Here is a 26,863-nt window from a genome sequence, read left to right as displayed (position 1 = left end):
ATGGAACCTGGAAACGCCCAGCTGACCATGACCGTCCTGATGACACCGGACATGGCCAACTTCTCTGGCAACGTACACGGCGGCACCCTGCTCAAGTACCTCGACGAAGTCGCCTATGCCTGCGCCAGCCGCTATGCCGGCACCTATGTGGTGACCTTGTCGGTGGATCAGGTGATCTTCCGCGAACCGGTACATGTCGGCGAACTGGTGACCTTCCTGGCCTCGGTCAACTACACCGGCAACACCTCGATGGAGGTGGGCATCAAGGTGGTCACCGAGAACATCCGCGAGCGTTCGGTGCGCCACTCCAACAGTTGCTTCTTCACCATGGTCGCGGTGGACGACGACCGCCGCCCGGTGAAGGTGCCACCGCGCCAGCCGCAGAGCAGCGAGGAGAAACGCCGCTTCCTGCAAGGCCAGCAACGCCGCCAGATCCGCCAGGAGCTGGAGCAGCGCTACCAGAACCTCAAGACCGATTCGATCTAGTAGAGCAAACGCTGCGCCTCGAAGCGTACACGTGGATGGGCGATGCGATCCTGGGCCCGTACCAGCTGCAGTTCATAGCTGGTACAAGCCTGGGTTTCCAGCAGCACCTCATGCACGGCGGCGGCGGTGAATTCGAAGGCCTGCAACCAGTCGTCGCCCAGCAGCACGCGGGCGAGGAACAGCCCGGAGGTCAGGTCGCCCACGCCCACCGGCTGGCGTGGGAAGGCCAGCAAGGGCCGGCGCAGGTGCCAGCTGGCATCGCGGGTCACCAGCAGCATCTCGAAGGCGTCGTCCGCCCGCTGTGGATAATTCAGGTGCTTGACCAGCACCACCTGCGGCCCGCGCTCCAGCAACCCGCGCGCCATGCCCACGCAATCTTCCAGCGACTGCGCGCGACGGCCACAGAAACTGTCCAGCTCGAGCTGGTTCGGGCACAGGATATCGGCCTTGGCGACCGCCTCCTCGAGCAGGAACTCGCTGACCTCTGCCGGTACGATGCAGCCCTTCTCGGCATGCCCCATGACCGGGTCGCACAGGTACAGGGCCTTGGGATTGACCGCCTTGATCCGCTCGACGCCGGCCAGGATCGCCCGCCCCTGCTCGGCACTGCCCAGGTAGCCCGACAACACCGCATCGCAATGGCCCAGCTCACCGATATTGGAAATGCCTTCCACCAACGCGGGAATTTGCGCTGGGGCAAGCACTTCCCCAGCCCACTGTCCATACTGAGTATGGTTGGAGAACTGTACGGTGTTGAGCGGCCAGACGTTGACCCCGACCCGCTGCATGGGAAACACCGCGGCGCTGTTGCCGGCGTGTCCAAAGACCACGTGGGACTGAATGGCGAGCAGGTGCGGCGTACGTTTCATGCGGGACGATTCCGAAACTGTGTGAATAAGTGTGCGGCCCGCAGTATGAACCCGATTGCCATCTGTACGACAGGCCAGAGACGCAGTTAAGCTGGATCGACCTGTCTGGAGCTTACGCAAATGCTGACCCTGGAAAACCTCTTCGTCCTGATGCTGGTGGCGACCGCAGGCGCCTGGCTGTGGCACAACCACGGGCTGCGCGAAAAGGCCCTGGCACGGGTCAAGCAGCATTGCGCCAAGCTCGACCTGGAGTTGCTCGACGACGCCGTGGCGCTCAAGCGCATCGCCTTTGTGCGCGACGCCAATGGCAGGAAGCGCCTGGCGCGCATCTACAACTTCGAGTTCACCGTCACCGGTGAACAGCGCCACCCCGGTACCGTCACCCAGTTCGGCGCCCACACCATGCAGATCGAACTCGCGCCCTATCCGTTCGAGATCAAGACCCCGCCGCGTACCGACAACGTCATCGAGATGCAGCAGTGGCGCCAGGAACACAACCGCTGGCGCAATTGATCAACGGATCAGCGGGCAGTCGCCGATGGCTGCTTGCAGGGCCTGCAAGGGTTGCGGTCGATCGAAGATCAGCTCGATGCGCGAGTCCTTGCGCCATTCGCTGGAACGCCACTCCAGCGTCCCGCCTTCCAGGCCGTTGAACGACTGCCAGCCTTCGGTGCTGTGGATAACACCCTTCGCCCGGCGCCATGGCCATTGCTCGAGAACACCGCGTAGCACGGCCTCGTCGAAGCACTGGTCGGGATGCCAGCGCCAGCCGACGCTCCAACCTCCCTCCCCCTGCTGAAACTGGCAAATCGGCTGTCGCGGATCGCTCCACAGGGTGGGCAACGGCACTGCGCCGTTATCCACAGGCAGGCTGCCATAGTCAACAGTGCCCGATGCCACGGGAGCTGAAACAGGCAATGCAGCAAGCGGCAGTACCCCGTGATTCGTCCAGTGCGCTGGTATTGCGGGTAGTGATGCAGTTATCAACAAGCGTTCGGCTTCATCCACAACGTTCGCCTTGTTGAACACCAGCAACCCCGCCTTCACCAGTGCCTGGCGCTGAGCCTCGGGCAGGACGTCCCCCCGGGCCAGGGCCGCGGCATCCAGCACCATCAGCAGTGGCTGGACCGACAGTACGCCAGTCCAGGGTGCACGCCCCAGCTGCTCCAGCAACTCGACCGGGTGACCGAGGCCGGACGGCTCGATGAACAGGCGGTCCGGGCGCGCCTTGCGCAGCAAGCGGCCAAGCCCCACCTGGAACGGTGCGCCATTGACGCAGCACAGGCAGCCTCCCGCCACTTCACCGATGGCGATGCCCGCCTCGTCGCGGCTGAGCAAGGCGGCATCGAGGCCGACCTGGCCGAACTCGTTGACCAGCACGGCCCAGCGCTCGCCAGCCGGACGCTGGTCCAGCAGGTGGCGGATCAGGCTGGTCTTGCCGGCGCCAAGGGGGCCGGCGATCACATGGGTGGGAATGTTCTGCAGCATGGCTCGGTATCGGGGTGGCTTGGTGGCAGTCTATACCGCCGGGCCCCGCAGTTCATGCCAACCAGTCCAGGCTCAACAACAATCGGCGCTCCCCGGCAGGCGTCAGCGGTGACCGGTGGACCAATCCTGCCCCCTCGTTGCCCAGCCACTTCTCCCCCTTGAACAGGGCCACCTCTCCTGCCGCCAGGCGCCGAACGTTATCCACAGGCGGCGACTGCTGCAAGCACAAACGATCGATCGCACCTTCTGCCAGCCATTCGCTGCCCGCTCCAGCATAGGTACTGAGCAGGCGCACCGGCACATGGTCCACATGCATGCGCGGACACATCGCCCCGTCCAGTACCCGCACGCGCACACCGAGACGACGGGCTCCCAGCAGGCAGGTATAGGCGGCCACCAGCCAGGCCACATCCGCGACGAAACCGTCATACCCGTGCAGATCGGCGGCCTCCCTGAGCAAACCGGGCAAGGCTGGCGGGTGGCGTTCATCCACCTCGATCACCCGCTCATCGGCCAGGGACTGGCCAAGGCTGAGCACCAGGTTGGCGAAGTCCTCCACCTGGGCCGGCAGGCGGCGCTGCCAGACCGCCAAGTTGACACCATCCTGAAGAATGTCGGTCATCACCTGGGGCGATTCACCGAACACCTGGCGGATATCCACAGTCATGCCACCGCGTCCTCATGCCAGTCACCGAATGGATCGGGCAGGCGCAACCAGGCCATCGGCCCCGGTTCCATCTCATCGTCCGTGAGCAGGCAGGCCTCCAGCTCTGTGGATAACCGCTCGAAGTCGATGTTCTGTCCGATGAACACCAGTTCCTGACGGCAATCGCCGCTTTCCACCGACCACTGCTTGAGGATCGCCGCGGTGTTCTCTTCATCCTGCGGCCATTGCTCGCATGGCACGAAGCGCCACCAGCGCCCCGCCAGGCCGTGACGCATCATGCCACCGGCCTGGGACCAGCTCCCGGCCTCCTGGTATTTGCTGGCCAGCCAGAAGAAGCCCTTGGAACGCAGCAACCGGCCGTTGCTCCAGGGCGTGTGGATAAAATCGAAGAAGCGCTGCGGGTGGAACGGCCGACGAGCCTGCCAGGTGCTGGCGGCGATGCCGTATTCCTCGGTTTCGGGTACATGCTCGCCCCGCAGTTCGCGCAGCCACCCCGGCGCCTGGGCTGCCTGGTCGAAATCGAACAGGCCGGTATCGAGGATGCGCGACAACGCCACCTGGCCCATCACCATCGGCACGATCTGCGCCCGGGCATTGAGGCTGCGCAGGATGGCCACCAGCTCCTCGCGGTCAGACTGGCTGATCAGGTCGATCTTGCTCAGCAACAGCACGTCGGCGAATTCGACCTGCTCGATCAACAGGTCACTGATCGAGCGCTCGTCCTGTTCACCCAAGGTCTCGCCACGGCTGGCCAGACTCTCGGCGGCCTGGTAGTCACGCAGGAAGTTCAGCCCGTCGACCACGGTGACCATGGTGTCCAGGCGCGCCATGTCGGAGAGGCTGCGCCCCTGTTCGTCGCGAAAAGTGAAGGTCTCGGCGACCGGTAGCGGCTCGGATATTCCCGTCGACTCGATCAGCAGGTAATCGAAGCGGCCTTCACCCGCCAGCCGCGCCACCTCTTCCAGCAGGTCCTCGCGCAGGGTGCAGCAGATGCAGCCGTTGCTCATCTCCACCAGTTTTTCTTCGGCCCGGTTCAGGCTGACGTTGCGCTGGACCTCGCTGGCATCGATGTTGATTTCACTCATGTCGTTGACGATCACGGCGACGCGCAGGTTGTCGCGGTTGCGCAGGACATGGTTGAGCAGCGTGCTCTTGCCGGCGCCGAGGAAGCCGGACAGCACGGTGACAGGGAGACGGTTGGGCATGACTAACCTCATCGGGCAGGCGCATTCGAATCGATGCATTGCACAATGTTATATTATAACAATACAATTTCGCCAAGCCGTGTCGACCGAACGGTTGTCTGGAGAGCGTCATGAAATCATCCGGCCTCGCTGCCTTGCTGCTGCTCGCAGTATCCACGCAGCTCTTCGCCATGCCCCACACCGAGCTCGCTCTGTGCACCCGCAGCGCGACCTTGCTCGCCTGCCAGGATGGCCAGGGCAACTACTACAGCGTGCGTACCGAAGGCAGCACCTTCTACCTGCGTGGCTACGAAGTGGCAGGCAAACGCCTGTGGGCTCAGACCAACAGCCGCTACGGCACGCTGACCTTCTTCACCGGGCTGGCCAGCGACGGTGAAGCCTGGGTGGGTTACAGCCGCCGCATCGGCTGGACCACCCTCAACCGTGTCTCCAGCTCCAGTGGTCAACGCTTCAACCTGCACTGCAGCCTTGTCGGCGGTTGCCGCTGACTGCCATCACTTCAGGATCCTTTCATGTCTAGCCTCGCCCTTCCCGACATCGCCGCACAGAGCAGCCAGCAGGCACTGCCGCTGGACTGGGTCGGCATGTGCGGTATCGCCCTGCCACTGCTGGTCGACGGACGCAGCCTCGGCGCACACGCCGATGCCGGCGTGAGCCTGGATGACGGCGCAGCCCGGGGCATCCACATGTCACGGTTGTACCTGGCGCTGGAAGCGCTGGAGCAGCAAGCCTTGAGTCCACGGCTGATTCGCCGGACGCTCGAGCATTTTCTCGCCAGCCACGAAGGCCTTTCGAACACCGCCTACCTGCGCCTGGCGTTCGATCACCTGCTCAAGCGCCCGGCGCTGGTCAGCCCACTGGCAGGCTGGAAACGCTACCCGGTGAGCATCGATGCCCAGCTGAAAGATGAAATGTTCCACGTGGAACTATCGGTACACATTGCCTACTCCTCGACCTGCCCATGCTCGGCGGCGCTGGCCAGGCAGTTGATCCAGGTGCAGTTCGACCGGGACTTCGCTGGCCAGTCGCTGGAGCGGGAGCGTGTTCGCCAATGGCTTGGCAGCAGCGACGGCATCGTTGCGACACCCCACAGCCAGAGGAGCTTGGCCAAGCTGCAAGTCCGCCTGGACGGCGACGAGTTCAGGCTGACCGAGTTGATCGAGACTGCGGAGGCAGCTTTGGGCACGGCCGTACAGACGGCAGTAAAGCGCGCCGACGAGCAGGCCTTTGCCCTGGCCAACGGACAGAACCTGATGTTCTGCGAGGATGCCGCCCGCCGCCTGCATGCGGCCTTGCGAACGCTAACGGGCGTGAGCGGCTTCAGCGTGCGCGTGGAACATGCAGAGAGCCTGCATGCCCACGACGCAGTGGCGGTCAGTCGTTATCGCTGGTGACAGATCAGGTACGCGGCTTGACGGTTCCACAGTCATTCCCAAGCCACACCGCCCGGGTGTCCATGCTGCCCTGCTGCTGGACCCCGGAGGCATTGAAGGTGCCGTTGACCTTGGTCAGGAACTCCCGGTCGCTGAGGAAGGTGGCCTGGCCGTTGCCCTGGGCCTTGGGGCAACTGAACTGGAACTTCCAGACATTGCCATTGCGCTCGGTGATCTTCTGCGTGCACCCCGACTGCGGATCCTGCAGCGGAATGTCATTGGTCTTGACCTGCTCCGCAGTCAGGCACGAACGCACCCCCTTGCCCCCCACCGTGATGCCCTGCTTGGCCAGGGCACCCTCCATCATCGCCCGTTGCTCGGGCGGCAGGTTCTTCAACTGACCGAGCATGAACTCCATGTCCGGCAACGGTTTGCCATCGACCTGCATGTTGCTGGTGGTCAGTTCCCATAGACCGGGTTGCAGCATCTGCGCATGAACCAGCGGGCTGCCCAGCCCCAGTACCAGGGCGAGCAGTGGCAGACGAATCTTCATGGATGAAAGCTCCTCGAAATACCGGCTCTGGCCGGACTGAGCCGTTAGACGTCAAAATCGCCTGCGGGTTGCAGGCCACCCCTCGAACGTGGTCTGTTAGCAGCAGTGCTCTCGGCAAGCAGGATGCGTATGGATTTCCACAACCCCTACTTCTTCGGTTACTTGCTCGGCCTGATTCATCTGCTCGGCCTCATCGCCGCGCTGCATGCGGTATTCACCGTGCGCACTGCCCAGGGCGCGATCGCCTGGGCCATGTCGCTGCTGTTCATCCCCTACCTCACCCTCATCCCCTACCTGGTGTTCGGCGCCCGTTCCTTCTACGCCTATATCCAGGCGCGGCGCCAGGCCAACCAGGAAATGCACGTGGCCATGGCCAATCTGAACTGGCGGCCCTGGGTGGAGGAAGCGTTGACCGCCCGCGAGTCCGGCAGCTACGCCGCCCTGCGCGCCATGCCCAAGCTGGGGCGCATGCCGTGTCTGGCCAACAACGAGGTGAAGCTGCTGATCGATGGCGCCGCCACCTTCGAGGCGATCTTCTCGGCCATCCGCACCGCGCGCGACACCGTGCTGGTGCAGTTCTTCATCATCCATGACGACGCCCTCGGCCGGGAGTTGCAGCAACTGCTGCTGCGCAAGGCCGCCGAGGGCGTGCGGGTGTTCGTGCTGTACGACCGCGTCGGCAGCCATGCCCTGCCAGCCAGCTACAGCCAGGTACTGCGCGACGGCGGCGTACAGATCGAAGCGTTCGCCACCCGGCGCGGCTGGTTCAACCGCTTCCAGGTCAACTTTCGCAACCATCGCAAGATCGTCGTGGTCGATGGCCTGCTCGGGTTTCTCGGCGGCCATAACGTAGGGGACGAGTACCTCGGGGCGCACCCCAAGCTGTCACCGTGGCGCGACACCCATGTACAGATCGGCGGCCCGGTGCTGGCCTGCCTGCAGGAGTCTTTCGCCGAGGACTGGTACTGGGCTACGCGCCAGCTGCCGCCGCTGATCCTGCCCGACGTCTACCCGGAGAACGGCGTGCTGTGCCAGGCCTTGGCCAGCGGCCCGGCCGACCCGCAGGAAACCTGTGCGCTGTTCTTCCTCGAGGCGATTCACTCGGCCACCCGACGGGTATGGATCACCAGTCCCTATTTCATTCCCGACGAAGCCATCTTCGCCGCTCTGCGCCTGGCGGTGCTGCGGGGTGTCGACGTGCGCATCCTGATTCCGTCGCGCCCCGACCACCGCATCGTCTACGCCGCCTCCAGCCTGTTCGCCTTCGAGGCGGTGCGCGCCGGGGTGCGCATGTTCCGCTACCTGCCGGGCTTTTTGCACCAGAAGGTGGTGCTGGTGGACGATGAGGTCAGCGCCATCGGCAGCGCCAACCTCGACAACCGCTCGTTCCGGCTGAACTTCGAGATCACCCTGCTCACCGTGGACCGCGCTTTCGCCGACCAGGTCGAACGGATGCTGGAGAATGACTTCGAGCAGGCCCGGGAGATCACGGCGGAGGACAGCCGCGACACCCACCGCCTGCAACAGCTGGGGATGCGTATCGCACGGCTGATTTCACCGATCCTGTAACCCGGCGAGCCTTGTCGGCACGCCGGGCTAGCCGATCAGCGATAGAGGTCCTCACGGGTCCACGGCAGGTCGTGGTGGCCGTCGGCGTAGGGCTTCACCGCGAGAATCTGGTGCAGGTTGATCCAGCCCTTGGTGAAGGCGTAGGCGCAACCGGCCAGGTACAGGCGCCAGATACGCAAGGTCTTCTCCGGCACCAGCGCGGCGGCGCGGTGCAGCTGGTTCTCCAGGTTCTCGCTCCAGTGGTTGAGGGTCTTGGCGTAATGCAGGCGCAGGCTCTCGATATCGACCACCTCCAGGCCCGCCTCGCAGATCCGCGCCGTGATCATCGAGATATGCGGCAGCTCGCCGTGGGGGAACACATAACGGTCGATGAAGTCCCCCGCGCCACGGCCAACCGGACGACCATCGACGTGCTTGGCGGTGATGCCATGGTTCATCACCAGGCCACCTTCACGCACCGCGCCGAACAGCCGCTGGCAATACAGCTCGAGGTTGGCATGCCCGACGTGTTCGAACATGCCGACGCTGACCGCCTTGTCGAAGCGACCATCCTGGGGCAGGTCGCGGTAGTCGAGGATCCGCAGGTCGACCTTGTCGGCCAGGCCCTCCTCCTTGACCCGTTGGCGACCGAGCTTCAGCTGCTCCTTGCTCAGGGTGATGCCAAACACCTTGGCGCCGTACTCGCGGGCGGCGAATCGCGCCAGCCCGCCCCAACCGCAACCGACATCCAGCAGGTAGTCGCCGGCCTGCAGGCGCAGCTTGCGGCACAGGTGATCGAACTTGTCCTGCTGGGCCTGGGCCAGGGTGTTGTCCGGCTCCTTGAAGTAGGCGCAGGAATAGACCATGTCCGGGTCGAGCCATAGTTGGTAGAAATCGTTGGACAGGTCGTAGTGGTAGGAAATGGCTTCGGCGTCGGTGCGCTTGTCATGCGAGGTGCGCTCCGGCAAGAACTCGTCTTCATCCTTGAGCAAGGCTTCGCTGAGCTCGTCGCAGACCCGAATCACTTCGCCGATATCGCCTTCCAGCTCCAGCTTGCCCTCGACGAAGGCAGAGCCAAGCTCTTCCAGGTTCGGGTGGGTGAGCTGGGCGATCAGCTGGGGTTCCTTGACCAGGATGGTGACCTGCGGGCTTGGCCCCAGATCGAACTGGTTGCCGTCCCACAGCTTGACGCGCAAAGGTAAGTGCAGGCTCTGCAATGCGGGTGGAAGTTGCGCAAGCATTCATGACCCTCCCTTTCATTGATACGGGACGTCAGGCCTCAAGGTGTCGGACGTCACGGAATCAGGGTAGTTCATTCGTGCGAAGTTTCCGTTAATCGCGACCATAGTCTAGAACTATCTGGTTCGAGGCAGCGAACAGATTGTATACAATCTTCGTCGCTCAGACTAACCTTGTGGCCCTCTCGTTTCCTCACACTCTCGGAGTAACGAAACCCATGAAATCCTATGACGTGGTGATCATCGGCGGCGGCCCCGGCGGCTACAACGCAGCGATCCGTGCCGGCCAGCTGGGCCTGAGCGTGGCCTGTGTCGAGGGCCGCCCGACCCTGGGCGGCACCTGCCTGAACGTCGGCTGCATGCCGTCCAAGGCGCTGCTGCATGCGTCCGAGCTGTACGAGGCGGCCAGCGGCGAGGAATTTGCCCACCTGGGGATCGAGGTCAAGCCGACCCTCAACCTGGGCCAGATGATGAAGCAGAAAGACGAAAGTGTGACCGGCCTGACCAAGGGCATCGAGTACCTGTTCCGCAAGAACAAGGTCGACTGGGTCAAGGGCTGGGGCCGCCTGGACGGCGCCGGCAAGGTGCTGGTCAAGGCCGAGGACGGCAGCGAAACCACCCTGCAGGCCAAAGACATCGTCATCGCCACCGGTTCCGAACCCACGCCGCTGCCAGGCGTGACCATCGACAACCAGCGCATCATCGATTCCACCGGCGCCCTGTCGCTGCCCCAGGTACCCAAGCACCTGATCGTGATCGGCGCCGGGGTGATCGGCCTGGAGCTGGGTTCGGTATGGCGCCGCCTGGGTGCCGAAGTGACGGTGATCGAGTATCTGGACCGCATCTGCCCGGGCACCGACGAGGAAACCGCCAAGACCCTGCAGAAGGCCCTGGCCAAGCAAGGCATGACCTTCAAGCTTGGCAGCAAGGTGACCCAGGCCACATCCAGCGCCGACGGTGTCAGCCTGACCCTGGAGCCCGCCGCCGGTGGCAACGCCGAAACCCTGCAGGCCGACTACGTGCTGGTGGCCATCGGTCGCCGTCCTTATACCAAGGGCCTGAACCTGGAAAGCGTGGGGCTGGAAACCGACAAACGCGGCATGCTCGCCAACGACCATCACCGCAGCACGGTCCCGGGTATCTGGGTGATCGGCGACGTCACCTCCGGCCCGATGTTGGCGCACAAGGCCGAGGACGAAGCGGTGTCGTGCATCGAACGCATCGCCGGCAAGCCCCACGAGGTCAACTACAACCTGATCCCCGGCGTCATCTATACCCGCCCGGAACTGGCCAGTGTCGGCAAGACCGAGGAGCAGCTCAAGGCCGAAGGCCGTGCCTACAAGGTCGGCAAGTTTCCCTTCACCGCCAACAGCCGGGCCAAGATCAACCATGAGACCGAAGGCTTCGCCAAGGTTATCGCCGACGCCGTCACCGACGAGGTGCTGGGCGTGCATCTGGTTGGCCCGAGCGTGAGCGAGATGATTGGCGAGTTCTGCGTGGCCATGGAATTCTCGGCCTCGGCCGAGGACATCGCCCTCACCTGCCACCCACACCCGACCCGCTCCGAGGCCCTGCGCCAGGCGGCGATGAATGTGGATGGGAAAGCGATGCAGATCTGACGCAAAGCCTTGCGTTGAATCGTGTGGGCTTTAGCCGCGAGGCAAGCGACTCGGTGGATGGCACCGGCTTCGCCGGTGTTCGCGGCTAAAGCCGCTCCTACAGGTACTACGCCAACCTGTAGGAGCGGCCTTGTGTCGCGAAAGGGCCGCAAAGCGGCCCCGGCGATCTTTGCAACAACGCTGAGATCCCGGGGCTGCTTTGCAGCCCTTTCGCGACACAAGGCCGCTCCTACAAGTGCGCGACTTAGCCGTGGGCCAGTTGTTTATCCACACCCCCATGGAAGCGCGACGCCAGGAATGGCGTGATATCCAGCGGCAACGCCTCATTGTGGACAACCTTGTCCAGCAACACACCGGTAATCGCCGACGTGAGGATACCGGTACGGAAATGTCCACAGGCATTGAAATAGCCCTGCACATTATCCACAGGCCCTAGAATCGGCAATTCGTCCGGTGATCCCGGGCGCAGGCCGGCCCAGGTGCGCTTGAGGTTCACCTGCGCCAGCTGCGGCACGCAACGGATCGCGCCCTGCACCAGGCCGCTGATTTCCGGGAAGGTATTGCTGACATCAAAGCCCTTCTCTTCCGTGGTACTGCCGATCAGGATTTCGCCATTGTCCTTCTGCGCCATGTAGCAATCGCTGGTGGTGATGCAGCCGTCGAGCAGCTTGGGCAGGCGCTCGGTCAGCACGATCTGGCCCTTCACCGGCTTGACCGGAATGCTCTCCCCGGTCGCCCACTCGCTCAGTTCCGCGGCCCAGGCGCCAGCGGCATTGATCAAGGTGGCGCAATGGAACTCGCCGGCCTCAGCGGTGCGCACGCCCTTGATCCGCGAGCCTTCATGCAGCACGCCGGTGATGTTCACGTTCGGGTACAGGTCGACGCCGTTCTGCCGCGCCGCCTCCATGTAGGCATCGCCCAGGCGGAACGGGCTGACCTGATGATCGCAGAGAAACTCCAGCGCGCCATTGGCCTTGAGCGTCACCGCCGGCTCCGAAGCCCGCAGCGCGTCGCGGTCGAGCCAGCGTACCTGGTCGGCCAGGTGCGGGATCTGCTTGACGATGTGCTCGGCGTACAGCTGGTCTTCTTCATCCTGGATGATGTACTTGAGCCCGGTGCGTTCGAACTTGAAGTCCATGCCGTGGCGCTCGATCAGCTCCTGGTGCAGCTGTGGATAAAGCGCGTTGGACTGCAGGGCGAAGTCGAAGAAGCACTCCGGCAAGATGTGCGGGGTGCTCGAGTCGACCACCACCGCCGCGCCGTTGGCCTCACGCTTGTTGCGCGAGGACATCATGCGAAAGAAGATCACCCCGCAGCCCAACCCCACCGACTCGCCGATGGCCCACAGGCCGCCAGCCGAGGCGCGGGTGGCGTTGCCCGGGCGCTTGCAGTCGATCAGGGCGATCTTCAGGTTGTGCCGCTTGGACAGCTGGTAGGCACAGGAAGCGCCAATCACGCCGCCACCGGCAATGATGATGTCGTAATGCTTGTTCATGCTCAGGCCTCCGTGCCGAGTTGTTCGAATGCGGAAAACGGGATCGGGTCCACCGGGAAGCGCGGGCGCAGCCAGCCCACGTCCGGACGTCCGGTGGCGCTGCGCAGACGGTCGCTGCAGTAGCCGACGCACATGCGCCCCTGGCAGTCGCCCATACTTACCCGGGTGCGCATCTTCAGGCTGGCCATATCCTCGACGCCCTGCTCCAGGGCCAGGTCGATCTGGTCGCGGGTGACGTTTTCGCAACGACAGATGACCGTGTCGGCCTGAGGTAGCTGGATCTGCGCCGCGCCGCGCGCGGTGTAGCGTTCCACCCCGGAGCGGAAACGCTTGATCGCCGCCAGCTTGCCCAGGAAACGCTCACGGCGCTCGATCGCCTGCTCGGCATCGAGCTTGCCCATCTGCTGCAGCATCGACACCGCGGCGATACGCCCGGTGAGCATCGCCGCCTCGCCACCGCGAATACCGGCCATGTCGCCGGCCAGGTGGATGTTCGGCTGGCTGCTCTGCTGCCACACGTTGCACTCGGCGCGCAGGTAGCCGTCCTCGCTGAAACCATGGGCCAGGCCCAGTTGCTGGCTGAGCTGGGTCCGCGGAATGAAGCCGTAGCCAACCGCCAGGGTGCGCACCTGCTCGCGCTGGATGCGGGTCATGTCCGGCTGCCAGTCCTGGGTGTAGGGGGCGACCTGGACCTCCTGCAACTCGCCATCACCCGTGGCGCCCACCACGCCCCAGCCGTAATGCATGGGGATGCCGTTGAGCTTCATGTAGGCCAGCATGCTCAGGCCGTCGAGGAATAGCTGCGGCTTGTTCATCAACGCCAGGCTTTCCTTGGCGATACGGTTGAACGAGCAGGCCTCGTACACGCCGGCCACCTTGGCGCCGGCGGCGTGCAGCTGGCAGGCGACCAGCGGCAGCAACGGCCCGGTACCGGCAATCAGCGTGCTGCCCAGTGGCTTGACCACGCCACTCTTGATCTGCAGCTGCAAGCCGCCGAGCAGGATCACACCGGGCAAAGTCCAGCCGGGGAACGGCACGTTGCGCTCGTGGCATCCGGCGGCCAGCAGCAGGTGCGAGTAGTCGATCTCGTGCAGTTGCTCGTCACTGTCGAGCACCATCAACCGTTGATCGTCTCCGCCCACAACGCGATGGTTCAGACGCAGGTCGATGCGCTCGGCGCAGGCGGCGAAATCTTCATGCAGCCGGGTCAGGGCCTTGGTGTAGCGCGGCCCCAGGTAACCCAGGTCGACACCCGCGCGCAGCGGGCCGCGATAGACCACGCCGCCGGGGCGCGAGGCCTCGTCGAACAGCAGGCAATCCACGCCATGTTCAGCCAGCTCGATGGCGGCGCCCATGCCGGCCGAACCGCCACCGACGATCACAGGACGAAGGCTCATGGGTGGGCCTCCTCTTGCACGCGATTGACCTCGGTCTCGATACTCATGCCCGGCTTGACGATGGTCTGGCAGGCGCGACGCTTGGGACGACCATCGATCTGCACCAGGCAGCAGTGGCAGACGCCCATGCCGCAGAAGGCACCGCTGAGCTGGCCATGATCGTTGCGGGCAACCTGGCGCAGCCCGACGGCGTTCAAGACGGTCAGCACGGTCTCCCCTGGTGCGACAACCACTGGAAGACCGTTCAGATGAATCGTCAGGTCTTCACCCGACAGTGGCTGAATATCGAGTTTCCTTTCCAGCATCAGCATTACCTCGTCGTCCTTGTTGTTTAAACAGGATCGAGAAGGTAAGGCAGATTCCGACAGCAAAATATGACCTATGCCATGACAACCACACCACAGGTCTTGTCATTTGATGGACGGAGAGTCACGCAGATGGCTAATGCGCCATTTCTGGAACGAATTAGCCATGAAAAGTCACTCCGCGGTCATCACTGCGCTGATCTTACCGCTACGGTAAGCTTCGAAAATCTGCGCAAGGCTCGACCTCGCATCGCCCTTCGCAGTGAAGATTCCCCCACAACCGAGATTGGCCTCGGCGTAGTCGGGGTCGTCCATCAACACCCTGTGTGCCTTGGCAAGGTTCCAGAAAGGCACTCCGGCAAACAGATGGTGTGTCAGGTGATAGTTGTCGCCGTGCATACCGATGAACAGCCGTTCCAAGAGGTTCGGAAAACGGTTGCGCGTCAGCTTCACTTCATCCTTGTATACCCCGAACATGCCGAAGTGCTCGGAGATTTCGGAGAACCAGCCGATAACTTGAAACGCGGTGAAGTACGGCACGAGCCAGAACAACAGATAGCCCCACGGTCCGACCGAATACCAGTACACCGCCAGTATCACCGCGTGCACCAGAAGCAACTTGAGGCCTTGCACCGGCTTGGCCACGACATCGCCCGCGCGATTCTTCACCAGATAGACGAAGTACTGCGATGTGTTGGTCAGCGTGATGCTCCTGAGCAGATGGCGCAGGAGAAAATCCAGTCGGTCACTGGCGGCATACAGACCAGAGTCGATGTAGTACCTGTGATCGGGATCCGTGTGCTGGTCCCCCAGGTGATGGTGATGCATCTGCACGTGAGAACGGCGATACGCCTCATAGTTCTGGAAGATCGGGTAGGCAAGCAGATACTCACCGATGACCCGGCAGAGCACCTTGTTGTTCATCAAGGTCATATGCGCCGCTTCATGCAACAAGGAGGCGAGCGCCCGTTGACGTGAGCCGATCAGGAGTACGGTCAGGAGGTAGAAGTAGGGACTCTGCTGGCTCAGGTATACCGCAAGTCCGATCACTGCCAGATCGAGCGAAAGCGCAAGCGCCCAGTGCCAATTGTCCTTCTTGTACAAAGGACGCAAGCGCTCCTTGATCTCGGTCGACGGTTTGAATCTGTTCACATCGTTCATCGAAAGTCCCTGTTCGTAAGTCGAGGCGATGGAAGGCCTCCAGCACTTGGCGCAGGTCTGGCCAAGGTGCCGTCGTGGCCGCTTGGGTCTAATGCATGTTTCGCAGCAGGCGCATGAACTGTTCGGCTTGTGAAACGGTGCTGCCGTGTCCCAGCGAGACCCGCACAAACCGCTCACCCCGGCCGTTCATGAAGTAGGGCGTATGTGAGGCGTGGCCTGCCCAACAGTTGATGCCATTGGCGCGAAGCCTGGCGACGGCTTCCGCTGCGGGCATTGCGTCATGGAAGAACGAAACGATTGCGCGTTGCCGCACGCCTGGAAGGATCAATTGCAGATGCGCATCACCCTTGAGTTCCTCCACCAGGAATCGGTAAGCCGCACAATCATCGACATAACCGCCCCTCAGGCGATCCTGCACAGCGATGTTCAGGCCCATGAGCGCGGCACTGTTTCGCTCTGCGTACTCAAAGCAACGGGCATCTTCCTGATCCAGGCGCACACCATCGGCCATGGTGAAGGTCGCCCGGTGCAAATCGGTGAATCTCGGCGCGGCAACGGCACGGAATGCTTTGGACAAATAGGCAAATCCGGTGCCTCTGGGGCCACAGAGAAACTTGCGCCCGGCCGCCGTCAGCACATCGCAACCGATGCTTTTGACATCGATCGGCAACATACCCACCGATTGACAGGCGTCGAGGAAAAACACACATGGGTGCCCCTGCAACAGCGTGCCTATGCTCTCCACGTCATTGACGATGCCGCAGCAGGAAGGTACATGAACGATCGAGACAAGCTTGACGTCTTCTCGTAGATGTTCAGCCAGCCACGTCAGGTCGAGATCGCCATTTCCCAGCAACGGAATGACTTCGACCACCACACCATGGCGCTGGCGCAATCGATCCAGTGCGATCAGGTTGCCCGCATACTCATAAGGCGTCACCAGCACACGGTCGCCGCCTTTCCAATCCAGGGCATCGAGCGCCGTCACCCAGGCCTTGGTCGCACTGTCGAACAGGGCGATGTCCGCCGGTCGTGCCCCGATGAGGCGTGCGACGTTGGCGTAGATCTGGTGCTCCAGCACTGCCGAACCGGCCAGTTCGGCCTCATAGGCGCCATGCTCACGCTCACTTTGCAGGAAGGTCTGCATCACCTCCAATGCCTGCGCCGACATCACACCCGCGCCAGCGGTATTAAAGTGAATCATCTTTACCGTCCTTGGCCTTGCAACCCATGTAGTAGAACCCTGTGGCCAGCACCACGCACAGGCACAACACATAGAACATGACCTGTGGCTGATACATCGAAAGTGCCAACCCACAAAGCATCGGCCCCAAGGCCGCGCCGAGGTTCGACAGGTTCTGTGCGCCGTAGTAGATGCCTCGCAGATGTGCGGGTGCGATGAAGTCGATGAACAGGTACTCGGTGGGAATGATGATGATTTCACCAATGGTGAACACGATCATCGCGATGACCCAGAACGGCACCTGGCCTGCCTGGCTGAAGCCGATCAGCCCCACCAGGAAGAACAGCATGCCCAGGCACAGCATGCGGAACAGGTTGTTCTGGTTGATCCGCGACCCCACCAGGTACTGCAGACCAATGACCACGCAGGCGTTGGTGGTTACCAGATAGTTGATGGTCTGGTAGGTGTGCTCCGGCGTACTGATCACCAGCAGGTACTGGGACAGATAAGCTGAGAACTGGCCGAATACGACGACGCTGAGCAGCCCGCCCAAGGTAAAGCACACCAGCCGACAGTCCTTGAGCAGATACCCCATTACCTCGAGGAATCCTGTCTGTGGTGGAGCATCGCAAGCCGCTTTGTCCACCTTGGTTCCGAACAAGGCATACAGCAGAACGAAACCCGCCCCGACCCAACCCGCAGCCGCGAATGGCAATCCAGGCCCCGCCTTGGCCAGTAGAACCCCCAGGAATGGCCCCGCGGCAAATCCGATGTTGGTAAGTGTGTACTTGACCGAGAACACCGCTCCCCTTCTTTGCACGGCAACCAACGTGCCGATGCCCGCCTTGATAGCGATATCAATGACCGCATAGGCAAGGTTGACCACCACGATTGCCAGAATGAACAGCGCTAGCGAGTGGGTATGGAAGGCGGCGCCAAACGCCAGGGCAAACAGACTTCCGGCTACCACCAGGACCCGATGGTTGGAAAATCGGTCGACCAGGAACCCTCCATATAGGCTGAGCACGGAGCTCGCCATCAGTGCCCCGCCCAACGCCAGTCCGACATCGGCGACGCCAAGACCGAACCGCTGCGCGCAGTAGATCACCAGATAGGGCAGCGTCATTGCCCGCGCAAGTGTCAGGATGAAAGTGGCCGACAACATGACCATTACCGGTCTGGTGTACACCCTGCCCTCAGCCAGCCTGAGTTCGGCCGTCCCCGGTTTCATGCCAGCATGCCCTGGTAGATCGCCGACTCGGCCTCGCGCAACAACTGGATGCTGTCCTGAATGGAAGAACGATCCTTGTCCAGAATGAACACATGCCCGGGAGAGTTCTCCAACGAGTTGGTCTCGCTGAGCACGCCCTCATGCTGGATCTTGATGCTGTGCAACCCAGGAATGTGCTTCCACACGGCGACATCGGGATGTCGCTTGATGCCTCCACCGGTACGTGCAATGAGGAAAACGCAACTGGAATGGAAGAACAGCTTCTTTCGGGGCTTGGCCCGGTAGTCCAGAAAACCTTGTGGATTGACCAGCGACTCCACCCACAGATTGAGCTGATTATGTCCCAAAGCCCGGGTATAGGCTGAAAGGTCGATCCCTCCGGGCATCCGGGCGGCGGTCTCGAGCAGTACCGGCTGATCATTGACGATCATCAGTTCGCTGTGTCCGACCCCTTGCTTGATACCCAAGGCATCCAGGACCGAAAAGACATACTCGGACAACCGGCTGTACACATCATGATTGTCCACGGGACACATCAATTGGTTGTAGTCATGCACCGGCGCGGCACCGATACGGGTGCGGTAGACCCGAATGATTTCACTGACGAAGTGCTGACCGTCCACACTGACGGTGTTGACACAATATTCGATATCAACATCGCGCCCCTTGTCCGCCTTCAGCTCTGAATGAAAATCGGCGTTATCCAGGTATTGCTGGACCAGGACCTGCTCATTCTGCGCGAGAAAAATGTTGCGACTGCCCTTGATGGTTGCGAAGGCATGTTCAACCTCGGCGGCATCGGTACAGATATGGATGTTATCGGAGCCCGCACTGCTGATTGGCTTCAAGACGACCGGGAAAAGATCCTGCTCATCGATCCATGTCTGGATTTCGCCCAGGTCCGCCGAGCGAAAATGCTTGATCGAACGAACGCCCGCGCGTTTCAGCGCCTCGTGCATTTCATATTTGTTTCGCCAGCGTACAGCGTGTGCCGGGTCGTTGTGACGTGCGACATTTAAATGCGCGGCCAGGTGAGCCGCCAGTTCAACGCCGAACTCGCAACCGGCCAGGACAAATTGAACGGTGTACTGACTCAGCGCCTCTTCGAGTGACGCGTCGCCGTGATAATGCAAGTCAGCGATAAAATCAGCCGGTCGAAACCACGACTCGTAGAACGCATTGACATTGTCCGTCGAGCGAACATGAATGCATTCGTAACCTCGGGAGAGGAAAGCCGGTGCAATCAGGCTACCGATAGAGTACGCATCCACCACCAGGACCACATTCTTCTTGTAGATCATTTGACGGCCTCCGTGGCATGGGCAAGATCACGCACCAATGATTTGATCAGCTGCGCAGCCTTGATGACCTGCGCACGATCGATATTGATATGCGGGACAAGACGAATCTCTTTGTCGTTGTAGGGAAGCCCGCCCACACCTTGCTCCCTGAGCCGTTCGGCAAATTGCATCGGTGTAACGCCAAGACGGGAAATATCCAGGGTCACCATGTTGGTGCCTTTGTAGCCGGAGCGCGCCTCCTCCATGGTACTGAGCTGTTCATGCAGCAGCGCCGCGTGCTCATGGTCCTCGGCCAGGCGCTCGATGTTGTTGCGCATGGCATACAGTCCCGCGGCCGCCATCATGCCGGCCTGGTGCTGGTCACCACCAAACCATTTGCGGTACTTCCTGACTTGCTGGATGAGCTCGCGCGATCCCATCATGATCGAGCCGACCGGCGCTCCAAGCCCCTTGGACAGACACATGGACAGCAGGTCGGCGTTGTCGGTGTAGGACGTCACGTCGATACCAGTCGCAATGGAGGCATGCAGAATGCGTGCGCCATCCAGGTAGCGGTAGGCTTCGATTTGCTTGGCATAGGAGAACACGCGATTCATCTGTTCAAGCGGAAATACAGCGCCCCCCTTGCAACCCAACGTATTTTCCACAACAACGACTCGCGGCATTGCATAGTTCTGGTTCCAACGGCACTTGGATGCGTACAGGCGCTCCAGATCGGCAACGTCGAACAGGCCATCGTCATGACGGGTCAGGGAAAAGTTCACACCTGAAAATGCCGACGTCGAAGCCGCTTCATAAAAATTAATATGGTAGGAGGCGTCCAGGAAAATTTCATCGCCTGGCCGGGTCATGGCCTTGATTGCCAGTTGGTTGCTCAACGTGCCCCCGGTGGTGAACAGCGCGGCTTCCTTCTGGAAATAGTGCGCACAATATTCTTCCAGGGCACGGACACTTGGATCTTCGCCGAAACAATCGTCACCGACCTCGGCCTCGTAAATTGCCTTACGCATGCCCTCCGTGGGCTTTGTCACAGTATCACTTCTGAGGTCAATGAACATGTCGACTTCCTTTTTATCATGTGCAAGGCATGCTTTTCACACGGTAAACCGCGTGATGCATTCACGTGTATTAATAGAGACTTAGCCAATTACCGAAAATGACAGAATGAGGTATGAGCAATTATCGATACCTCTCACTTTCAATGCATTCGGCTATCAAGACAGATCATTCGTTTGATCAACAAATGACAAGGTCGATTAGTATCCAGCCCCAAATACAACACGGGATGGATCGCTGAAATCGGCCAGCGCCCCCAGCATTTCCTGAGGCGATTCCGCCAGGCGATGCAGGAAGTGCAAATACCAGCTACCACCGTACACGGCATAGATGCGACAAGGCAGACCCGCCTCCTTGGCCTGGCGCATCAAGGCTGGTTGCACGCCATGCAGCATTTCCAGTTCCAGACTCGCAGAACCACGAGGCTCTGCCAGGATACGGGGAATCAAGGCTGGATCCTGGGTCGCGCAACTAACAGGTACACCCGCGTCAAGTATCGTGCGCAACATCTGCAAATAACGTTGATCAAGCGCCTCGCCACGTGGCAATGCGACTTCTTGGGGTTCGTTGTAAACTCCCTTGACCAACCTGACCTTGCGCCCATGGCCAAGAACCTTCGGCAGGTCATCGAGCGTGCGATGCAGGTAGGCCTGGAGGGTCACGCCAACGTTTGCGTATTCAGGCGCCAGTTCCCCGTAGACCTCGAGGATCCGGTCCACAGAGGCGGCATGCTCCATGCTGATCATGACGGGAATGTCATGCTCGGCGGCAGCGGAAATGATCGTGGCAGCGTTCCTGTAGGCGGTATCCTGTGACAAGGCCAGGCCGACAGCGCTCAGGTCGAAGCTCAGTTGGGGCTTGAGACCGGCCCCGACGAATGGCTTGATGGAGGCCAGATACTCATCGACGAAGCGCTGGACGACAACAGGGTCGGCGTTCTCCTCTCCCACGTATTCAACGCTCAACGCATAGCCTTTGCCCGCGAGTAGCTGAAGTTTTGGAAGCAGTTCTTCGCGATCGGCGCCGAGGAAGTAACGCTTGGCGGCAGGCTCGAACAATTTGAAGAACAAGGAGTTTTCATTGAAAGCCTCCCTGCACACCTTATTCATCGCAAGTTTCTTGAGGGCAGCGGCGGCTAGCGTACACGTTTCCTGGGAAACCATCAGTCTCTCTCCTTGAGCAGCGCAACGGCGTACGTCTCTGTACAGCCTCTGGACAATATCCGAAAACGGACAAGGCAATCAGCGGCCAAATCCTAAGTAGCCTTTGTTTATTTTGTCCAGCATGGGTACGCAAAGGCAGATCACCGTCAAACCGTACAAATAGATGTTTACCGTTTTACGACACGGTAGCACCCACTTGTCGGTTAGCGACAGCAGAGCACAGGCAATCGAATGTACTTGTCAATGCACAGGCTATCAAAGCGCCATCAAACACCTAAAAAGCAGGACCAGGTAAAAAATCAAACTATTTCAGAACGTTATGATTTTTGCAGAACCTGCAGTGGAAAGTACTAAATACGCCGAGCGTGGCACGAGGCGCAGGGTAGCCATCGTTTGAGGGGTCGTTTTCTTCACATTATGTATCGCCGTCGCACCCGGAACACGCGTTTAAACTATTCAAACGAGTGTTATAAATGTGCTCGAATCTGTCAGGATCGCCATCTATTTAATTAAATTGGCAATATTGAAAATTGAGGTTTGAACAGCGCATGAACGCGCTCGGGAGGAAGGAAGGCCTGGCATGAACGCTCACCAGGCCTTTACATCAACAGCTCAACTATAAATATTGCGGCGTGAGCTATATTGCGTCAGGTCAAGCCCACCACAAGCGTCATTCCACAGTGACGGATTTGGCGAGGTTACGTGGTTGATCGACATCCGTACCCTTGAGTACCGCCACGTAGTAAGACAATAGCTGCAGCGGGACGGTGTAGAGGATCGGCGCCAGCGCATCATTGATGTGCGGCACGTTGATCACATGAATGCCTTCACCATTACTCATGCCCACCTGCTCGTCGGCAAACACCACCAGTTCCCCACCACGGGCGCGGACTTCCTGCAGGTTCGACTTGAGCTTCTCCAGCAGTTCGTTGTTCGGCGCCACGGTCACAACCGGCATGTCGCTGTCCACCAGCGCCAGCGGGCCATGCTTGAGTTCACCGGCCGGGTAGGCTTCGGCGTGGATGTAGGAGATTTCCTTGAGCTTGAGCGCACCTTCCATCGCCACCGGGTACTGGGCACCGCGGCCGAGGAACAGGGTGTGGTGCTTGTCGGCGAACAGCTCGGCGATCTTCTCGACCACGCCATCCATTGCCAGCGCCTCGCTCAGGCGGGCCGGCAGTCGGCGCAGTTCGTCTACCAGCTCGGCTTCGACACCAGCCTCCAAGGTACCGCGCACCTGGCCAAGGGCCAGGGTCAGCAGCATCAGCGATACCAACTGGGTGGTGAAGGCCTTGGTCGAGGCGACGCCAATCTCCGGCCCGGCCAGGGTCAGCAGGGTCAGGTCGGATTCACGCACCAGCGAGCTGATGCCCTTGTTGCAGATCGCCAGGCTGCCGAGGAAACCCAGCTCCTTGGCATTGCGCAGGGCCGCCAGGGTGTCGGCGGTCTCGCCGGACTGCGAGATGGAGACGAACAGGGTGTCGGGCTGCACCACCACCTTGCGGTAGCGGAACTCGCTGGCCACTTCCACCTGGCAAGGGATGCCGGCCAGGCTTTCCAGCCAGTAGCGGGCGACCATGCCGGCGTGGTAGCTGGTGCCGCAGGCGACGATCTGCACGTTGCGCACCTTGGCAAACAGTTCGCCAGCCTGTGGGCCGAACGCCTGGACCATTACGTGGTCCTTGCCCAGGCGCCCTTCCAGGGTACGCTGCACCACGGTGGGCTGCTCGTGAATTTCCTTTAGCATGAAGTGGCGGTAGTTACCCTTCTCGGCGGCTTCGGCGCCTTCGTGGTACTGCACCGTCTCGCGCTGCACCGGATGACCGGCCTGATCCCAGATCTGAACCTGGTCACGGCGGATCTCGGCAATGTCGCCTTCCTCCAGGTACATGAAGCGGTCGGTAACTTGGCGCAGGGCCAGTTGGTCCGAGGCCAGGAAGTTCTCGCCATGGCCCAGGCCGATCACCAGCGGGCTGCCGCTGCGTGCAGCGACCAGCCGGTCCGGCTGGCTGGCGCTGATCACCGCCAGGCCGTAAGCGCCGTGCAGCCGCTTGACCGCAGCCTTGAGCGCCTCGGTCAGGTCGGGAATGTCCTTGAGCAGGTGGTGGATAAGATGGACGATCACTTCGGTGTCAGTCTGCGAGACGAAGACATAGCCAATGCCCTTTAGCTCTTCACGCAGCTCTTCATGGTTCTCGATGATGCCGTTGTGAACCACCGCCACTTCATGGCCGGAAAAGTGCGGGTGAGCATTATGCTCGGTTGGCGCACCATGGGTCGCCCAGCGGGTATGGGCAATGCCCAGCTGCCCAGCCAGGGGATCGGCGGCAACCGCCGTCTCCAGCTCGCTGACCTTACCGATGCGACGGCGACGCTGCAGCTCGCCCTGCTGGGTGAAGACCGCAAGGCCGGCGCTGTCATAACCACGGTATTCCAGGCGCTTGAGGCCCTCGATGAGGATGGCTGTGATATTGCGCTCGGCAACGGCACCAACGATTCCACACATAAGATGTTGCTCCTAGCTGATAGCGGCGCAGATAAGGGTGATGCCGCGGGCTTGAATCCGGTCGCGTGCCTCGGCGGGCAGGCGATCATCAGTAATCAGGGTGTTGACGCTGCCCCAGGGCAGCTCGAGGTTGGGGATCTTGCGGCCGACCTTGTCCGACTCGACCATGACGATCACCTCGCGTGCCACCTCGGCCATGACCCGGCTCAACCCCAGCAGCTCATTGAAGGTGGTGGTACCACGCTCCAGGTCGATGCCGTCGGCACCGATGAACAGCTGGTCGAAGTCGTATGAGCGTAGTACCTGCTCGGCCACCTGGCCCTGGAAGGACTCAGAGTGTGGGTCCCAGGTGCCACCGGTCATCAGTAGCACAGGCTCATGCTCCTGCTCGCTGATGGCGCGGGCCACGTTGAGCGAGTTGGTCATCACCACCAGGCCTGGCTGGCGCCCGAGCTGCGGGATCATCGCCGCCGTGGTGCTACCGCTGTCGATGATGATGCGCGCATGCTCGCGGATGCGTCCGACCGCCGCCCGGGCGATGGCCTGCTTGTACAGGGACACCGGCTGGACTGTGTCGCCCAGCAGTTCCTGGGGCATGGTCACCGCGCCACCGTAACGGCGAAGCAGCAAGCCGTTGGCCTCCAGGGCGGCGAGGTCCTTGCGGATGGTCACTTCGGAGGTTTCGAAACGCTTGGCCAGGGCGTCGACGCTCACCTCGCCTTGCTCGTTGAGCAGAGTCAGGATGTTGTGGCGGCGCTGGGGGGTGTTTCGTTTCGACATGTCAGTTTAAGTTTCGATTCGAAAGATAAGTGTTGCAATCAAAACCTAAGATGGAGGATTCGTCAAGTTTCTCTCTGCACTGGCGCGGTCCCTGTAGGAGCGGCCTTGTGTCGCGAAAGGGCCGCATAGCGGCCCCGGCAATATCAGCTTGATGCGCAGATCTGGGGGCGCTTCGCACCCCTTTCGCGACACAAGGCCGCTCCTACAGGGGACCGCGATACGGCACCCAATAAAAAGCCGGCTTATTCACATAAGCCGGCTTTCGATCGAAACTGCTGTGGATAACTCAGCTCTTCTTGATCTTCTCCGGCCGCTTCCAGCCTTCGATGTTGCGCTGGCGTGCACGGGCCACGCCCAACTGCCCGGCTTCAACCGTCTGGGTGATGGTCGAGCCCGCCGCAGTAGTGGCCCCCGCCTGGATTTCCACTGGTGCCACCAACGAATTGTTGGAGCCGATGAACACGTCCTCACCCATCACGGTGCGGAACTTGTTGGCGCCGTCGTAGTTGCAGGTGATGGTGCCGGCACCGATATTGGTACGAGCACCGATCTCGGCATCGCCCAGGTAGGTCAGGTGACCAGCCTTGGCGCCCTCGCCCAGATGCGCGTTCTTCAGCTCGACGAAGTTACCCACATGGGCGCGGGCTTCCAGGACGCTACCCGGACGCAGACGAGCGAACGGACCGGCATCGCTGCCCTCGCCCAGCACCGCGCCTTCAAGATGGCTGTTGGCCTTGACCACCACGCCCTTGCGCAGGGTGCTGTCCTTGATCACGCAGTTGGGGCCGATCTGCACGTCGTCCTCGATCACCACCTTGCCTTCGAGAATGACGTTGATGTCGATCAGCACGTCGCGACCGACCGTCACCTCGCCACGCACATCGAAGCGCGCCGGATCACGCAGCGTGACGCCCTGGGCCATCAGGCGGCGACCTTCACGCAGTTGGTAGTGACGCTCGAGCTCCGCCAGCTGGCGACGGTCGTTGGCGCCCTGCACTTCCATGGGGTCATGGGGCTGCTCGGTGGCGACCACCAGGCCATCGGCCACGGCCATGGCGATCACGTCGGTGAGATAGTACTCCCCCTGGACGTTATTGTTGGACAGCCGGCCCATCCAGTCGGCCAGGCGTGCGGCAGGCATGGCGAGGATGCCAGTGTTGCCTTCCTTGATTGTCTTCTGCGCTTCGCTGGCGTCCTTGTGCTCGACGATCGCGGTCACATTGTCCGCCGCGTCACGCACGATGCGACCGTAGCCAGTCGGGTCCTGCAAGGTCACGGTGAGCAGCCCCAGTTGCTGCTCGCTGACTTTGGCCAGCAGGCGCTGCAAGGTTTCCACCTCGATCAGCGGCACATCACCGTAAAGCACCAACACGGTGTCGGCAGTGATCGCCGGCAACGCCTGGGCTACCGCATGGCCGGTACCCAGTTGCCTGTCCTGCATGACGAAATTGAGATCGTCGGCGGCCAGGCGCTCACGCACCAGCTCCGCGCCATGGCCGATAACCACATGAATGCCTTTGGGCTGCAACTGGCGTGCGCTGTGGATAACGTGGCCGAGCATGGAGTTTCCGGCGACCGGGTGCAGGACCTTCGGCAGCGCGGAACGCATGCGGGTACCTTGGCCTGCGGCAAGAATGACGATATCGAGAGACATTGACTGGCTACCAATCCTGGGCGGTCTGGGACATGACCAAAGGGAATTTCAGAAAAAGAAAAAGGGTAGCCGAGGCTACCCTTTAACTCAATCGCAACGGCAGTAAGCGGCCAAGGCCGGATTACTTACCTTTGCGCAATTGCTGGACAGTACGCAGCTGAGCTGCAGCCTCGGCCAGACGTGCGGCAGCAGCACCGTAGTCGAAGTCCGAGCTTTTCGCGTTCAGCGCGTTCTCAGCAGCCTTGAGGGCTTCCTGAGCCTGAGCTTCGTCCAGGTCGGCAGCGCGCTGCACGGTGTCGGCAAGAACCTTGACCATGTTCGGCTGCACTTCGAGGAAGCCACCGGAGATGTAGAACACCTCACGATCGCCACCTTGCTTGGTCAGCGTGATCGGACCAGGCTTGAGATTGGTGATCAGCGGCGCGTGGCCCGGAGCGATACCAAGATCACCCAGGTTACCGTGCGCGACTACCATCTCGACCAGGCCGGAGAAGATCTCTCCTTCCGCGCTGACGATATCGCAATGGACTGTCATAGCCATCTGCTTGCCTCAACCTGATTAGCGCCCCTTGCGGGGCGCCGGGA

At 61.4% G+C, this 26,863-nt stretch carries 25 protein-coding genes; 6 read left to right on the top strand and 19 right to left on the bottom strand.

All coding sequences use genetic code 11. From position 1 onward, the window contains the following. Complete coding sequence (locus DMX06_RS08480; RefSeq protein ID WP_023629682.1) at positions 1-486, top strand: acyl-CoA thioesterase; 486 nt, start codon at positions 1-3, stop codon at positions 484-486. On the opposite strand, the gene pdxY is transcribed toward DMX06_RS08480, so the two are convergent. Then, complete coding sequence (gene pdxY, locus DMX06_RS08475; RefSeq protein ID WP_050707578.1) at positions 483-1,355, bottom strand: pyridoxal kinase PdxY; 873 nt, start codon at positions 1,353-1,355, stop codon at positions 483-485. The genes DMX06_RS08480 and pdxY overlap by 4 nt on opposite strands. Before the next feature lie 120 nt (positions 1,356-1,475). Here pdxY and DMX06_RS08470 point away from each other — a divergent pair, with 120 nt between their 5' ends. After that, positions 1,476-1,868: a DUF3301 domain-containing protein gene (locus tag DMX06_RS08470; protein ID WP_023629680.1), complete on the top strand. Its 393-nt coding sequence runs from the start codon at positions 1,476-1,478 to the stop codon at positions 1,866-1,868. Here DMX06_RS08470 and DMX06_RS08465 read toward each other — a convergent pair whose 3' ends face one another. From DMX06_RS08465 to zigA, 3 genes are read right to left on the bottom strand one after another with little or no spacing between them, the layout of a single operon-like run. Next, positions 1,869-2,843 carry a CobW family GTP-binding protein gene (locus DMX06_RS08465; RefSeq protein WP_110736181.1) on the bottom strand — a complete coding sequence of 325 codons (975 nt, stop codon included), beginning with the start codon at positions 2,841-2,843 and terminating at the stop codon, positions 1,869-1,871. It lies immediately after the preceding gene. Between the two features lie 52 nt (positions 2,844-2,895). Beyond that, entirely contained in the window at positions 2,896-3,510 is a 615-nt protein-coding gene (locus DMX06_RS08460; RefSeq protein WP_110736179.1) for a DUF1826 domain-containing protein, read from the bottom strand. After that, positions 3,507-4,715: a zinc metallochaperone GTPase ZigA gene (zigA, locus tag DMX06_RS08455; RefSeq protein WP_110736177.1), complete on the bottom strand. Its 1,209-nt coding sequence runs from the start codon at positions 4,713-4,715 to the stop codon at positions 3,507-3,509. Before zigA ends, DMX06_RS08460 begins: the two co-directional genes overlap by 4 nt. A 110-nt stretch (positions 4,716-4,825) precedes the next feature. Here zigA and DMX06_RS08450 point away from each other — a divergent pair, with 110 nt between their 5' ends. Together DMX06_RS08450 and folE2 are read left to right on the top strand one after the other, a co-directional pair. Then, entirely contained in the window at positions 4,826-5,203 is a 378-nt protein-coding gene (locus tag DMX06_RS08450; protein WP_110736175.1) for a glutamine synthetase, read from the top strand. Between the two features lie 24 nt (positions 5,204-5,227). After that, complete coding sequence (gene folE2, locus DMX06_RS08445; protein WP_110736173.1) at positions 5,228-6,109, top strand: GTP cyclohydrolase FolE2; 882 nt, start codon at positions 5,228-5,230, stop codon at positions 6,107-6,109. A gap of 4 nt (positions 6,110-6,113) precedes the next feature. On the opposite strand, the gene DMX06_RS08440 is transcribed toward folE2, so the two are convergent. Then, a complete protein-coding gene (locus tag DMX06_RS08440) occupies positions 6,114-6,641 on the bottom strand; it encodes a DUF3617 domain-containing protein (protein WP_050707585.1) in 528 nt (175 codons plus the stop codon). Positions 6,642-6,770: 129 nt separating this feature from the next. Between DMX06_RS08440 and cls the strand changes: the two genes are divergently transcribed. After that, positions 6,771-8,210, top strand: a complete 1,440-nt coding sequence (cls, locus tag DMX06_RS08435) for a cardiolipin synthase (RefSeq protein ID WP_110736171.1) — start codon at positions 6,771-6,773, stop codon at positions 8,208-8,210. A 35-nt stretch (positions 8,211-8,245) separates the two neighbouring features. On the opposite strand, the gene cfaB is transcribed toward cls, so the two are convergent. Further along, positions 8,246-9,430: a C17 cyclopropane fatty acid synthase CfaB gene (cfaB, locus tag DMX06_RS08430; RefSeq protein ID WP_110736169.1), complete on the bottom strand. Its 1,185-nt coding sequence runs from the start codon at positions 9,428-9,430 to the stop codon at positions 8,246-8,248. A 215-nt stretch (positions 9,431-9,645) separates the two neighbouring features. Here cfaB and lpdA point away from each other — a divergent pair, with 215 nt between their 5' ends. Then, positions 9,646-11,046 carry a dihydrolipoyl dehydrogenase gene (gene lpdA, locus DMX06_RS08425; protein ID WP_110736167.1) on the top strand — a complete coding sequence of 467 codons (1,401 nt, stop codon included), beginning with the start codon at positions 9,646-9,648 and terminating at the stop codon, positions 11,044-11,046. A 244-nt stretch (positions 11,047-11,290) separates the two neighbouring features. On the opposite strand, the gene hcnC is transcribed toward lpdA, so the two are convergent. The 13 genes from hcnC to DMX06_RS08355 form a co-directional block, all read right to left on the bottom strand. Further along, positions 11,291-12,541 (bottom strand): cyanide-forming glycine dehydrogenase subunit HcnC, encoded by a 1,251-nt coding sequence (hcnC, locus tag DMX06_RS08415; protein ID WP_110736164.1) that lies wholly within the window; start codon positions 12,539-12,541, stop codon positions 11,291-11,293. A 2-nt stretch (positions 12,542-12,543) separates the two neighbouring features. Continuing rightward, a complete protein-coding gene (hcnB, locus tag DMX06_RS08410; RefSeq protein WP_110736162.1) occupies positions 12,544-13,938 on the bottom strand; it encodes a cyanide-forming glycine dehydrogenase subunit HcnB in 1,395 nt (464 codons plus the stop codon). Further along, positions 13,935-14,249, bottom strand: coding sequence for a cyanide-forming glycine dehydrogenase subunit HcnA (hcnA, locus tag DMX06_RS08405; protein ID WP_110736160.1), 315 nt, complete (start codon positions 14,247-14,249; stop codon positions 13,935-13,937). The genes hcnB and hcnA overlap by 4 nt, the downstream gene beginning before the upstream one ends. Before the next feature lie 168 nt (positions 14,250-14,417). Then, positions 14,418-15,404 (bottom strand): guanitoxin biosynthesis L-arginine gamma (S) hydroxylase, encoded by a 987-nt coding sequence (gene gntB / locus DMX06_RS08400; protein WP_110736158.1) that lies wholly within the window; start codon positions 15,402-15,404, stop codon positions 14,418-14,420. An 88-nt stretch (positions 15,405-15,492) separates the two neighbouring features. Beyond that, complete coding sequence (locus DMX06_RS08395) at positions 15,493-16,608, bottom strand: aminotransferase class V-fold PLP-dependent enzyme (protein WP_181427798.1); 1,116 nt, start codon at positions 16,606-16,608, stop codon at positions 15,493-15,495. Next, entirely contained in the window at positions 16,595-17,752 is a 1,158-nt protein-coding gene (locus DMX06_RS08390) for an MFS transporter (RefSeq protein ID WP_258378815.1), read from the bottom strand. The genes DMX06_RS08395 and DMX06_RS08390 overlap by 14 nt, the downstream gene beginning before the upstream one ends. Positions 17,753-17,814: 62 nt before the next feature. After that, positions 17,815-19,119 (bottom strand): ATP-grasp domain-containing protein, encoded by a 1,305-nt coding sequence (locus tag DMX06_RS08385; RefSeq protein WP_110736152.1) that lies wholly within the window; start codon positions 19,117-19,119, stop codon positions 17,815-17,817. After that, positions 19,116-20,177: a threonine aldolase family protein gene (locus DMX06_RS08380; protein WP_110736151.1), complete on the bottom strand. Its 1,062-nt coding sequence runs from the start codon at positions 20,175-20,177 to the stop codon at positions 19,116-19,118. Before DMX06_RS08380 ends, DMX06_RS08385 begins: the two co-directional genes overlap by 4 nt. Positions 20,178-20,375: 198 nt before the next feature. Further along, a complete protein-coding gene (locus tag DMX06_RS08375) occupies positions 20,376-21,338 on the bottom strand; it encodes a proline dehydrogenase family protein (RefSeq protein WP_110736149.1) in 963 nt (320 codons plus the stop codon). Positions 21,339-22,008: 670 nt separating this feature from the next. Then, positions 22,009-23,844, bottom strand: coding sequence for a glutamine--fructose-6-phosphate transaminase (isomerizing) (gene glmS, locus DMX06_RS08370; protein WP_110736147.1), 1,836 nt, complete (start codon positions 23,842-23,844; stop codon positions 22,009-22,011). A gap of 12 nt (positions 23,845-23,856) precedes the next feature. Further along, a complete protein-coding gene (locus DMX06_RS08365; RefSeq protein WP_110736146.1) occupies positions 23,857-24,624 on the bottom strand; it encodes a DeoR/GlpR family DNA-binding transcription regulator in 768 nt (255 codons plus the stop codon). A gap of 286 nt (positions 24,625-24,910) precedes the next feature. After that, on the bottom strand, positions 24,911-26,278 hold the full coding sequence (gene glmU / locus DMX06_RS08360; RefSeq protein WP_110736144.1) for a bifunctional UDP-N-acetylglucosamine diphosphorylase/glucosamine-1-phosphate N-acetyltransferase GlmU: 1,368 nt from the start codon (positions 26,276-26,278) through the stop codon (positions 24,911-24,913). Between the two features lie 121 nt (positions 26,279-26,399). Continuing rightward, positions 26,400-26,819: a F0F1 ATP synthase subunit epsilon gene (locus DMX06_RS08355; RefSeq protein ID WP_011536500.1), complete on the bottom strand. Its 420-nt coding sequence runs from the start codon at positions 26,817-26,819 to the stop codon at positions 26,400-26,402. Positions 26,820-26,863 lie beyond the last annotated feature (44 nt).

It is taken from the genome of Pseudomonas mosselii, from assembly GCF_003205295.1.
GTDB lineage: Bacteria > Pseudomonadota > Gammaproteobacteria > Pseudomonadales > Pseudomonadaceae > Aquipseudomonas > Aquipseudomonas mosselii_B.
This window is presented reverse-complemented; position numbering and strand designations above follow the sequence as displayed.